10 protein-coding genes are annotated in these 12,432 nt (G+C 42.2%); 6 read left to right on the forward strand and 4 right to left on the reverse strand.

Translation table 11 applies throughout. The features are described 5' to 3' along the window. Window positions 1-78: 78 nt before the first annotated feature. Window positions 79-2,526: a tetratricopeptide repeat protein gene (locus tag ICN33_RS04950; protein ID WP_216195014.1), complete on the reverse strand. Its 2,448-nt coding sequence runs from the start codon at window positions 2,524-2,526 to the stop codon at window positions 79-81. Between the two features lie 9 nt (window positions 2,527-2,535). After that, on the reverse strand, window positions 2,536-4,353 hold the full coding sequence (locus tag ICN33_RS04955) for a tetratricopeptide repeat protein (protein ID WP_216195015.1): 1,818 nt from the start codon (window positions 4,351-4,353) through the stop codon (window positions 2,536-2,538). A gap of 128 nt (window positions 4,354-4,481) precedes the next feature. Between ICN33_RS04955 and ICN33_RS04960 the strand changes: the two genes are divergently transcribed. From ICN33_RS04960 to ICN33_RS04980, 5 genes are all read left to right on the forward strand, one after another. Further along, on the forward strand, window positions 4,482-6,665 hold the full coding sequence (locus ICN33_RS04960) for a tetratricopeptide repeat protein (RefSeq protein WP_216195017.1): 2,184 nt from the start codon (window positions 4,482-4,484) through the stop codon (window positions 6,663-6,665). A 192-nt stretch (window positions 6,666-6,857) separates the two neighbouring features. Next, the gene (locus ICN33_RS04965; RefSeq protein ID WP_370623224.1) at window positions 6,858-7,778 is read left to right on the forward strand and encodes an amino acid ABC transporter substrate-binding protein; all 921 of its coding nucleotides are present in this window, start codon (window positions 6,858-6,860) and stop codon (window positions 7,776-7,778) included. A 21-nt stretch (window positions 7,779-7,799) separates the two neighbouring features. After that, on the forward strand, window positions 7,800-8,591 hold the full coding sequence (locus ICN33_RS04970; protein ID WP_216195018.1) for an amino acid ABC transporter permease: 792 nt from the start codon (window positions 7,800-7,802) through the stop codon (window positions 8,589-8,591). A gap of 11 nt (window positions 8,592-8,602) precedes the next feature. Then, window positions 8,603-9,271 (forward strand): amino acid ABC transporter permease, encoded by a 669-nt coding sequence (locus ICN33_RS04975; RefSeq protein WP_216195020.1) that lies wholly within the window; start codon window positions 8,603-8,605, stop codon window positions 9,269-9,271. A gap of 36 nt (window positions 9,272-9,307) precedes the next feature. Next, a complete protein-coding gene (locus ICN33_RS04980; RefSeq protein ID WP_216195022.1) occupies window positions 9,308-10,042 on the forward strand; it encodes an amino acid ABC transporter ATP-binding protein in 735 nt (244 codons plus the stop codon). 23 nt (window positions 10,043-10,065) lie between these two features. Here the strand turns inward: ICN33_RS04980 and ICN33_RS04985 are convergent, their stop codons facing one another. After that, the gene (locus tag ICN33_RS04985; protein ID WP_216195024.1) at window positions 10,066-11,244 is read right to left on the reverse strand and encodes a Do family serine endopeptidase; all 1,179 of its coding nucleotides are present in this window, start codon (window positions 11,242-11,244) and stop codon (window positions 10,066-10,068) included. A 20-nt stretch (window positions 11,245-11,264) separates the two neighbouring features. Then, the gene (gene mscL, locus ICN33_RS04990) at window positions 11,265-11,687 is read right to left on the reverse strand and encodes a large conductance mechanosensitive channel protein MscL (protein ID WP_216195026.1); all 423 of its coding nucleotides are present in this window, start codon (window positions 11,685-11,687) and stop codon (window positions 11,265-11,267) included. Between the two features lie 137 nt (window positions 11,688-11,824). Between mscL and petA the strand changes: the two genes are divergently transcribed. Further along, window positions 11,825-12,427, forward strand: a complete 603-nt coding sequence (petA, locus tag ICN33_RS04995) for a ubiquinol-cytochrome c reductase iron-sulfur subunit (protein ID WP_216195028.1) — start codon at window positions 11,825-11,827, stop codon at window positions 12,425-12,427. Window positions 12,428-12,432 lie beyond the last annotated feature (5 nt).

The raw sequence follows: 12,432 nt of genomic DNA on the forward strand, positions 1-12,432 counted from the left end.
CCAGATTAGTAAGGCATCAAAAAACCCCGCTGTGAAAATACAGCGGGGTTTTTATTTATATAACAGGATAATAACTAATCAATTATTATTAGTTAAATGGCTGGTATCTACACCCACCTTGACTCGATCGATCAAAAACTGCTCTAAAGCTCTAATCGGCTCTAAATCATCAAACAAAATAGATCTAAGGACAATAATTTTCTCTTGCACTGTTTTCCTGTAATCTCGGTCTTGTACTAATTTGACAATCAGGTTGATATATTCCGTCTCGTTGTTGGTGATGAGTTCAGACATGTCCATTCTTCTAAGGATTCCGCTAGCTAAGCGACCTCGCAGAAAATGACCTTCTCTCGTAACAATAGGGAGTCCACATTCAATTGCTTGAATAGCGGTATTAAATCCAGAAAAACCAATTGTGTCTAAAAATACATCGGCTTTCAACATTAATCCGTAAAATGCCTCAGTTTTTTGCCATGGAATAAAGTGAATGAAATCAGCAGCATTTAAGTTTTCCCGCTCGAATGCATTTTCCAATCTTTCTTTTAATGCTTCAGACAAAGCCACTTCTTGACTCTGGAAGAAGATAAATTGGCATACAGATAGTTTTTGCGCTATGGATACAAAAATTTGGTCATGCTCAGGGGCGTATTTAAAAGGCGTACCAGGGCATAAAAGTATGGGCGATTCTGCATTTATACCAAGTTCCTGAAGATTAATATTTATTGGGCTTTCAGTACGGGCTGAGTAGTAACAGCCTAAATTAGGGAGTTGAACTAATTTTTCGCTGTAATAATCCTCTGCATTAGTAGGTTCAAATTCCTGGGCTGAGATAAAGTAATCAATGGTCGCCAAACCAGTGGTTTCGGGGTGGCCCCAAGAAGCAAGTTGTAAAGGGGCCAATCGTAGATTAGCTAGTATGCAACTCAATGGGGACATACCAATTTCAGGGTAAATTAAAACATCAACTTCTTTTTCTAGAATTGCTTTGACTGAATCTCTTAGATTATCCAGGTTGTCAGTGAATGAAGTGGCAATTGATTTTGCTAAGATCGTTTCATAGTCGCTGAAACTACTTAAATAAAATACATGAACCTCGAATAAGTCAGGATTGAGGTGCTGTATCCAACCTTTGACAATAGCATTCCATACTGAATGCTCATAAATATGTGAGCTGACTATACCAACTTTAATGCGCTCTCTAGTATTGGGTGCGCTAATTGAAAAATTTTGTCGACTACTCCACCAGGACATTACTCTATGGCAGATTTGACCATACTGATAAATGAGTTCTCTATTATTTATTTCTTGGTAAGCTAAATAAAATGGTTGCCGCCAGCCAATAGCATGGTGGGCATTAGGAAGGGTAGACTCGTCAAGCCATTGATTCAAATTGCTTAAGGCATCCTTAAAAGACTGGCGCATAAGATTGGTAGCATTAAGACTAGATGGTATTTTGTGTATTAAGTTAAAGGTGAGACCCCATTTGGCCTGAGCATTTTTAGGATCAATTTTTAAAGCAGTTTTAAAACAATCTCTTGCCTCTGTATGTCTATTTAAGTTTTCAAGCGCTGTACCGCGATCGATATATCCATCGGCTATGTTTGGGTTCAATGAAATTCGTTTATTAATACAGACCAATGCACTCTCAAATTGTTTAAGCTCCATGTGCACTGCGCTTTTGCATATATATGCATTGATATTATTTGGATTAAGGTCTATTGCCCTATCAAAGCATTCAGAGGCTTCAGTTAGATTGCCTATTTTCTGTAGAATTTTTCCCTGCTGGATATGGTATTCAGCCACTTTCGGATCTAAATCAGTGGCCTTTTCAAAGCAAGCAAGAGCATCTTGTAGGCGAGACAAATCCAGTAGAGCGTTTCCGACATTTATCCATGCGTCAATTTTATTGGGGTTTATTTTGATTGCTCGATCAAAGCAACTTAGGGCTTCATCGTTTTGATTGAGGGCTTTCAATGAAATTGCTTTATTGAGCCATCCCTCATAAAAATCTACATTTAAGCTCAGGGCTTGATTTATTAATGCTAGAGCCTCATCATCTTTTTGAAGTCCTCTTAGGGCTATGGCCTTGTTGAGTAAAGCCTCAGGATAATGCGCATGAATATTTAGCGCCTTATTGAAGGTGGCCATCGCTTCTTCATTTCGATTCAGTGCTAGTAAGCTTTTTCCATAATTTAACCAAGCCTCTGGATTTTGGGGCATTAATTTAATGACTCTTTGATGATGAATTAATGCTTCTTTTTCATTCCCGATGCTTGAAAGTGCTTTAGCTAGGTTATATTGCAGCGAGGGATCTGAGGGCTCGAGTGCCACAGCTTTTTTTAGATATTTAACAGCCTCTACATGATTATCTTGCAAAGCTCGAATGAGGCCAAGAACATGCAGTGCCGGTACATTTTTTGCGTCGACCTGTAGTAGTCTTTTTAGGATGATTTCAGCACTTTGGGTGTTGCCACTTTGGAATGCCTCAATTGCTTGGCTGAGCATTAATTGATATTGTGAATTCATTAAGGGAGTTTAAATGTCTTGGTCATGTTTTTGCGCTAGGATTTTTAGATCTCTTTCAACTTGCTCCAAAACCTCCCCCCATTCTCCGGAGTTTTTTTGTCTATAAAGCCTTACGCTCTTATACCAAGGTGAATCGGCTCGATCTTCAAGCCAGCGCCAACAGGTGTCATATCGATTTAATATCCAAGTAGGCTTTCCGAGAGCTGCTGCTAGGTGTGCGGTTGAAGTGTCGACGGATATCACTAGATCTAAATTGCTGATGAGTGCCGCTGTGTCTGAAAAGTCCTCGAGTTCGGGGACGCAATTAAATAAATTATTTGTAGGCCAAATATTAGACTTGTTTTGTTCTAATTCTGATTCAGCGGGATCTCCCTTTTGAAGGCTATAAAACTCAATATTAGTTAAGTGCTGCAGGCGAGCAATAATTTCAAGAGGGATATTGCGGCGCTCATTAATAGCCCACATTTCAGGTTGCTCTGGCCTGAAGCCACCATTCCATACTAGCCCAACCCTAAGAAGGTGATGCTGGGCTAGTTTTTCCGCCCACATTTTTTTCTTTGTGAGATTAGCGCCTAAATAGGCGTTTGAGTTAGGGATTGATGCAAGCTCAGTTTTAAAAATTAGGGGCAGACTCATTAGGGGGGCCTGAAAAGCAAAATCACTTAAATTGTGGCACTCAGAAATAATTTGAATTTTTTCACTTAAGCTTTCCATTAATACGGCAAGAGTGAGTGGGGTCACAAATGTCACATTTGCACCCAATTTAACTAATTCTGGAATGTAGCGGCAAAACTGAATAGAATCACCAAGGCCCTGCTCGGACCAGATTAGAATCTTCTTTCCTTTTACGTCTAATAAATTCTGCAATCGTGGAATTGAGTTATAGCTGGATTTAAGTGGATTGATTTTGATAAAGGCTCGAGCTTCAAAATTTTGCCAGCCATTGCGAAAATCTCCAATAGTGAGCTCAACTAGAGATTTATTCCAGTAGGCCATGGCATAGTCAGACTTTAGTCGGATTGCTTGATCGTAAGCAGCTATACATTCTTGATGGCGCTTTAATGCACAATAAGAAATTCCGAGGTTATACCAGGCTTGTGCATAGTTTGGCTTTAGTTGAATAGCATGCTGGTGATGTTCAATGGATTCATCGAGGTGCCCCAGGGCAAAGACAACATTTCCTTTATTGGTCCAGGCCTCTGCAAAATCGGGATTTAGTATTAGGGCATGATCATAGAGAGTTAGCGCGTCTTCATGTTGCTCAAGCTCGCTATAGGCCATACCTTTATTAATCCAAGCCTTAGCAGACATAGGACGAAGTGAGATTGCTTTGTCGTGATGTGCCAATGCATTTTCGAAATCTTTAAGATGATTTAGAACAAGGCCCTTATTAGACCAAGCCTCTGCATAAGAGGGATTCAAGGCAATGGCTCTATCGTGGTGCCCTAGAGCTTCTTCATAGCGTTGTAGCTCGTATAAAGCATTACCCTTATTAGACCAAGCCTCTGCATAGGTAGGATTCAGTGCAATTGCTGTGTCATAAGAAATAAGGGCATCTTCAAGTTGCCCAAGCTCAAACAGCAGATTGCCAATGTTGCTATGGGCAATACCATTTTGTGGATTTATCTTTATTGCCGCCTCTAGGTATTTGAGTGCCTGAGTGTAATCTTTACGTTGAGCATAAATAATCCCCAGAAATCTAAGTACATCTGGATTATTTGATTCAATGGATAAAGCTTGCAGGAGCAATGGTTCAGCTGCATCTAAATTCGATTCTCGAAGGTAATCAAGTGATTTATTTAATAAAAATGCAAGCTGGGGATTCATCATCAAATTTTAAATGAATTCCTTCTTCATATGATGGTGGCGATCACTGCGGTATTAAGTTATTCTGAATTGGGAGTTTATTCTTTCAGGCTTTAGAATCAAGGGTTGTAATTGAGTATTTAACTTATATGCAAAAAGATAGCCTAGAAAATTCCTTACATTTAGCCAGGCAGCACTTTCAAGCGAAAGACTATCAAGCTACTGAGTTAGCTCTTGGAGCTGTTCTTGCAGAAAATTCAGATCATGCCGGGGCAAATGAGCTTTTGGCATATATTGCCGCTAGTACTGGTGATGCAGAGCGCTTTCACAGCCTACTTTTAAGAGCCGGCCAGCAGTCAGATTGCTCTGCTCAGGCGCTATATTACTTAGGGTCTTCTTTCCTTGAGAGAGGCCAATTTGAGCATTCCATCCTCTACCTGGATAGGGCCATCAATATGGGGGGTGAATTTTTTGAAGCATTGCATGACATAGCCACAGCTCAAGCTCAAATGGGTGATACAACTTTAGCACTTCAGAACTATACAAAAGCACTTCAACTAAAAAAAGATTCACCTGAGCTGCATTACAACGTAGCTAGGTTATACGATGAGCTTGATCAATTAGATCTCGCTTTAGCCCACTATAAAAATGCAGTGCAAATTGAACCTAGATACGCCGAGGCCTGGTGTAATTTAGGGGTTGACTTGGCTAGACTGCGGCGCTATGAAGAGGCACTTTATTCTTATGAAAAAAGTCTTATTTTGCGTCCGAATGATGCTACAACTTGGTCCAATAAAGGCATTACCCTATGTGCTCTTAAGAAATTTAATGAGGCATTGATAGCATACGACCAGGCCATCAGGTTGCGCCCAGAGTACGCACAAGCCTGGGCTAATAAGGCCTCATCCCTTCATGATCAGAAGCAATACCCACAAGCGATTGCCGCATATGAAGAGGCGCTTAGGCTAAACCCCGGTATTCATTATGTAGCTGGAGAAATGCTACATGCAAAAATGAAAATATGTGACTGGAATAATCTTAATGCTGAGATTAATGATATTCAAGGGGCTATTGCAGCCAATCAATTGGCCTCATCCCCATTTCCTATGGTGGTTGCATCAGCATCGGAGAGTATCAATTTTCAAGTAGCAACGCTCTTTGCAAAAGATCAGTTCCCAGTTTTTGTAAGGCCGAAATTTCATTCAAAGAGTGCGGAAAAGAAGATCAGGATTGCTTACTACTCTAATGATTTTTTCAATCATGCCACAGCCTATTTAATGGCTGAGTTATTTGAATTACATGATCGGGAGCACTTTGAAGTATTGGCCTTTTCTTTTGGCCCAAATACGCAGGATGCAATGCAGGTAAGGCTTCAAAAGAATTTTGACCAATTTATCGATATCAGCGCTATGTCGGATCAAGAGGTAACTGCTTTATCCCGTCGAATGGAGGTGGATATTGCGATTGACCTGAAGGGATACACCACGAATTCAAGGCCTGAAATTTTTGCGCTAGGCGCCGCACCTTTGCAAATTAATTATTTAGGCTATCCCGGTACTATGGGGGCTGAATTTATGGACTACATCATTGCTGACAGGGTGTTAATTCCAGAGTGCAACCAACAGTATTTTTCGGAAAAAATTATTTACTTGAAAAATTGTTATCAGGTAAATGATTCAAGGCGGGAAATCTCGAACAAGAAATTCTCTCGATCTGACTTTTATCTACCTGAAAACAAATTTGTTTTTTGTTGCTTTAATAACAACTTTAAAATTTTGCCAACGACTCTTGATCTTTGGGCGCGTATTTTGTCAAAAGTTCCCAATAGTGTTTTATGGTTGCTTGAGGACAATTTGTTAGCCAAGCAAAATCTCATTTTTCACGCTGAAAGTAGGGGAATTGCAAAAGAGCGATTAATTTTTGCAAAGCGCATGGATCTTCCAGAGCATTTGGCGCGACATCAATTAGCGGATTTATTTTTAGATACGCTGCCCTGTAACGCGCACACCACTGCCAGTGACGCACTATGGGCTGGTTTGCCGGTGCTGACTCAGTTGGGTGAAACCTTAGCGGGTCGAGTTGCCGGAAGTCTTCTAACGGCTATGAGCTTGCCCGAACTCATTGCCCGCAGCCCAGAAAAATATGAAGATTTGGCGGTTGAACTGGCCACAAACCTATTTAAGCTGAAGCAAATCCAAGAAAAGTTGTTGTTAAATAGATTGAGCACCCCATTATTTGATGCAGAACTCTTTACTCGTGGAATTGAGGATGCTTTTATAAAAATTTATCAGCACTACCAAATGGGTCTACCTCCAGAACATCTTTATTTATAAAATTTTTTATGGGCGACTGATTAGTTATTAATCAAATCTGAGCTCAAGAAAAAGTCAAAACTAGTAGATACCCTAGTTTTTGCACTCTTAATGGGATTTAATAGACGTCATTTGATATAAAGTCTGTTAAAAATAGAGTATCGATGAACAGTAGCTTTTTCAACTAAAAATGAACTAATAGTGAGACCTTCAATGAAAAACAATAAATTCCCAATGATTTTTGCAGCTAGCGCGCTAGTCGCTGGTTTGCTGGCTCCTGTCTCATCTCAGGCTGCGAGTGCAACGATGGATAAGATTAAATCCACTGGTGCGGTAACCATGGGCGTACGCGAGTCTTCAATACCAATGTCCTATACCACTGGCGATAGCCGTTTTGACGGTTACCATGTTGAAATATGCCGCATGATTTTGGGTGATATTAAGGATAAGTTGGGCATGAGTACCCTACGAATTAATTATCAGCCAGTGACTTCACAAAATCGCGTTCCTTTAGTGCAAAACGGCACAGTTGATATCGAGTGCGGTACAACAACAAACAATACTGCCCGTGCCAAAGATGTTGGATTTGCAAATACCTTATATGTAGAAGAGGTGCGCATTGCAGTGAGAGCAAACTCAGGAATTACTTCTATTTCTCAGTTGGCGGGTAAGAAAGTTGCAACAACTACTGGTACAACTTCAGTACAGCTCTTGCGTAAGCACGAAAAAGCCAATGGTGTGAATTTTGATGAAGTATTCGGAAAAGACCATGCTGACAGTTTCCTGTTGCTTGAATCTGGTCGCGCTGATGCCTTTGTGATGGATGGCTCTATTTTGGCCGGAAATATTGCGAACTCCAAGAATCCAAAAGACTTTAAAATTGTTGGCGAAGTACTAGCTACAGAGCCAATTGCCATCATGGTTCCTAAAAACGATCCTGAGTTTAGAGCTGCTGTGAATGCTGCTATTGCGAAGATTGTCGCGAACGGCAAAATGCCTGGACTCTGGAACAAATGGTTCTTATCACCAATTCCACCAAAAAATATCGTAGTTGGTCTTGAATTATCTCCGGCAACTAAAAATGCTTGGGCTAATTTGAATGACAAACCTGCGGAAGATTACAACAAGAAGTAATTCAAAAAATAAGTTACTAATATGGCATTAGATTTAGGTGTTTTTTGTAAAAGCACCTTAGACGGGGAAGTAGTTGAACACTGCTTCTCCTCTATTTTTGGGCTTGGCCAAAACGCAGATCCTAGTTATCTAGACTGGTTGATGAAGGCTTGGGGCTGGACCTTAGCGGTAGCGGGTCTAGGGCTCGCGATTGCCTTGATTTTGGGCGCCGTTATGGGCACTCTCAGAACCCTGCCAGACAACGGCAGACTTAGCAGAATATTGGTAAGATTCTCGACTACTTGGGTCGAGTTATTTAGAAATATTCCCGTTTTAGTTCAGGTATTTCTTTGGTACCACGTTATCCCCGCATTTATTCTGCCATTAAAGGCGCTACCCTCCTATTGGTTGGTAAGCATTGCCTTAGGATTTTTTACCTCCGCTCGCATAGCAGAGCAGGTGCGGGCTGGTATTCAGTCTTTGCCCAGTGGCCAAAGAGCTGCTGCAACTGCCTTGGGATTAACTACTCCACAGACTTATCGTTATGTCATATTGCCAATGGCATTGCGTATCGTCATTCCTCCTCTGACTTCTGAGAGCATGAATGTGATTAAAAATTCTTCAGTAGCCTTTGCCGTCTCTGTGCCAGAGCTGACTTTATTTGCAATGCAGGCTCAAGAAGAAACCTCTCATGGCGTTGAGATTTATTTGGCAGTTACTGCGCTTTATGCATTGTCAGCATTCTCCGTCAATCGAGTTATGGCATTGATCGAGAAAAGAAGCCGTATTCCAGGTTTCATCGCCGCATCGAATGATGCAAGTCTGGCTCACTAAAAGGCGATGATATGTTGAGCTTAGACTTAAGTTTCTATAACTGGGAACTCTTCACAAACTATATTGTGAAGGGGTTGTTATTTAGCGTACAGCTCACTGTCATTGCGACCATTGGCGGCATTGTGGTGGGTACCTTTTTAGCTTTGATGCGGCTTTCGGGCAAACCTGCTTTAGTTTATCCCGCAACGTTTTATATCAATACCATGCGCTCCATTCCATTGGTCATGGTGATTCTTTGGTTCTTCTTGCTTATCCCAATGTTGATTGGCAGGCCTATTGGGGCTGACCTATCGGCTACGATTACTTTCATTGCATTTGAGGCCGCCTTCTTTTCGGAGATCGTGAGAGCGGGCATTCAGTCTGTTCCAAAAGGTCAGATTTATGCAGGCGAAGCTTTGGGAATGACCTACGGACAAAATATGCGCCTAGTCGTTTTGCCACAAGCATTCAGAAATATGATCCCTGTCTTCATGACCCAGACCATCATCTTGTTCCAAGATACTTCTTTGGTCTATGCGATTGGAGCCTACGATCTCTTAAAAGGTTTTGAGATTGCTGGAAAAAATTATGGGCGCCCAATTGAGACTTACATCTTGGCTGCAGCTACGTATTTCGTTATTTGCTTTTCACTATCGAAAGCAGTGCGCACTATTCAGGCAAAAGTTGCCATTATTCGTTAATTATTTTTTTGATTGCTACACACTACATAGACCATCATGATTGAACTTCAAAACGTTTCTAAATGGTATGGCTCCTTTCAGGTTTTGACTGACTGCACGACGTCAATCAAAAAGGGGGAGGTGGTAGTGATTTGTGGGCCTTCAGGTTCTGGCAAATCTACTCTTATCAAAACGATTAATGCCTTAGAGCCAATTCAGTCAGGTGAAATTTCAGTTAATGGAATTAGTCTGCGCGATCCTAAAACCAACTTACCTAAGTTGCGTTCTCACGTGGGAATGGTATTTCAGCACTTTGAGCTTTTTCCGCACTTAAGTATTACTGAAAATCTGACACTTGCGCAAATCAAGGTGTTGGGACGCTCGGCTGACGAGGCCAAAACTCACGGGCTAAAATATTTAGAGCGTGTTGGCTTGACTGCTCAAAAAGATAAATTTCCAGGTCAACTCTCTGGCGGTCAGCAACAACGCGTGGCTATTGCACGTGCATTGAGCATGGATCCAATTGTGATGCTGTTCGATGAGCCTACCTCTGCGCTTGATCCGGAAATGGTTGGTGAAGTTTTAGATGTCATGGTCAAGCTTGCCAATGAGGGTATGACGATGTGCTGCGTGACTCATGAAATGGGTTTTGCGCGAAAAGTTAGTCATCGGGTGATCTTTATGGATCAAGGCAGAATTATTGAGGATTGCAGTAGGGATGAATTCTTTGGCAACCCAGATGCACGTTCACCTAGAGCTAAAGATTTCTTATCCAAAATACTTCCTGGGTAAGTCCTTAGGCACTACCTCTGCTATTAGTTGATTGTTTTGGGTTTGGGTCTTTTGCCAGTTTGAACCTTAAGCTCTAATTCTTTATCTTTGCGTAAGATTTTCAGGTTAGCTTCATTACCTGGACCAATTTGAGCAATTTGATTTAATAGCTGTCTTACATCTTTGGTGCTATTGCCGTTGACAGCTACCAGAACGTCACCAGGCTTGATGCCGCCCCTGGCTGCAGGCCCACCCTCTAGCACTCCTGACAATAGAACGCCCACGGTATTTTGAGGAAGTCCAAGTGACTCTGAGAGCTCCTTGGATAAGTTTTGAGGCTCAACCCCGATCCAGCCACGTGTAACGCTGCCATTGTTGAGAATCGATTCCATTACCTGTCTTGCAAGATTAATGGGGATGGCAAAACCAATTCCCATGGAGCCTCCATTATTGGAATAAATAGCGGTGTTAATTCCAATTAAATAGCCGCGTGTGTCTACTAATGCGCCACCAGAATTTCCAGGATTAATTGCGGCATCAGTTTGGATAAAGTTTTCAAAAGTATTGATGCCCACATGATCACGACCTAGAGCAGAAATAATTCCAGAGGTAACGGTTTGACCAACTCCAAAGGGGTTACCAATGGCAAGCACTACATCCCCTACGTGAACGGATTCAATTTTTCCTAAGGTGATAGGCGTGGGTAATTGCTTTACATCAATCTTTAAAACGGCAATATCTGTTTCTGGATCACCGCCAATTATTTTGGCCTTTACTTTTCTGCCATCAGATAGTGCCACATCAATTTCGTCGGCATCACTAATGACATGATAGTTGGTGAGAATAATTCCCTCTGGACTGACGATCACCCCAGAGCCTAGGCTGGAGCTTGGTTCTGAGTCTGGAGGTTGATCCCCAAAAAAGAATTTAAATAAAGGATCTGCCGAATTGCTGCCACTCTCTTTGCGGGCTTTAGGTTTTGTATTTGCCTTGCTCGTAAAAATATTGACGACAGCAGGCATCGATTTTTTGACTGCCTCGTGATACGAGCCGGGACTAATTGCAGAATTATCGTAAGCGCCCTCTCTGAGGGTGACACTCTCCACCATTGAGCCCATTTGCGCGCCCGATATCCAGCCAGGCTTGAGCGTAGCAACAATGAATAATGCAGCCAACAAAATGGTTACTGATTGTGCAAATAGTAACCAGAATCGATTCAACATTTATTAATTAGATGTGCAAATTATTTTTTTAGACTGTCACGAATCTCGCGCAGCAAAACGACATCTTCCGGAACGGGAGGTGGAGGAGGGGCATCCATCAAACGAACTTTATTGACCACCTTAACCATTTGGAAGATAACGAACGCCAGAAGGATAAAGTTGATCGAAATGGTGATGAAGTTGCCATAGGCAAAGATGGGTACACCGGCCTTTTTCAGGGCATCAAAGGTTCTCGGTACGCCCTCTGGGACGTGGCCAAGGACGATAAACAGGTTGGTAAAGTCAATATGACCCCCTAAAAGGGTGGAAATAACAGGCATAACGATGTCATTTACCAGGGAATCGACGATTTTCCCGAAAGCGCCACCAATAATGACACCGACCGCCAAATCAACCACATTGCCCTTTACGGCAAAGTCACGAAACTCCTTTAAAACGCTCATAAATGGCCTCCTTTGAATTTAGATCGAGATTAACCCGAGATTAACCCCATAACTTTCTTGCTTACCCTACTTTTTACTTTAAAATCCTACCTTTAAGCAATTTCCACCCATAAATACCCTTTTTAGGAATTTTGTAAATGAGTGACAAGCCCTGTATGGACAAGGATCGCCGTAATTGGTTGATCGCCACTTCGGCGGTTGGTGGCGTAGGTGCCGCTGCAGCCCTATACCCTTTTGTGGACAGTTTTGAGCCTTCTGAGCGCGCGAAAGCCGCTGGAGCAGCTGTTGAAATCGACATCACTGGTATGCAGCCAGATGAGATGAGAATGGTGGAGTGGCGTGGTAAGCCTGTTTGGGTGGTTCGTCGTACCCCTGATCAGGTTGCTGAGTTATCCAAGATTGATAGCGAATTGGCTGACCCGAATTCATTGCGTGATCCATCTCAATTTACGCCCCCATATGCCCAGAATCAGTGGCGCTCTATTAAACCTGAGTACCTTGTAGTAGTTGGTATCTGCACCCATTTGGGCTGCTCTCCAACGCCTAAATTTGAATCCGGTGCTCAGCCTTCCCTGCCCAACACTTGGCCAGGCGGCTTCCTTTGCCCATGTCATGGCTCTACTTTTGACATGGCAGGCCGTGTATTTAAGAACAAACCAGCCCCAGATAACCTTGAAGTGCCGCCACACATGTATTTGAGCGACACCAAGATTCTGATTGGCGATGATAAGAAGGCCTAAGGAGA

It is taken from the genome of Polynucleobacter sp. UB-Tiil-W10 (assembly GCF_018881605.1).
GTDB lineage: Bacteria > Pseudomonadota > Gammaproteobacteria > Burkholderiales > Burkholderiaceae > Polynucleobacter.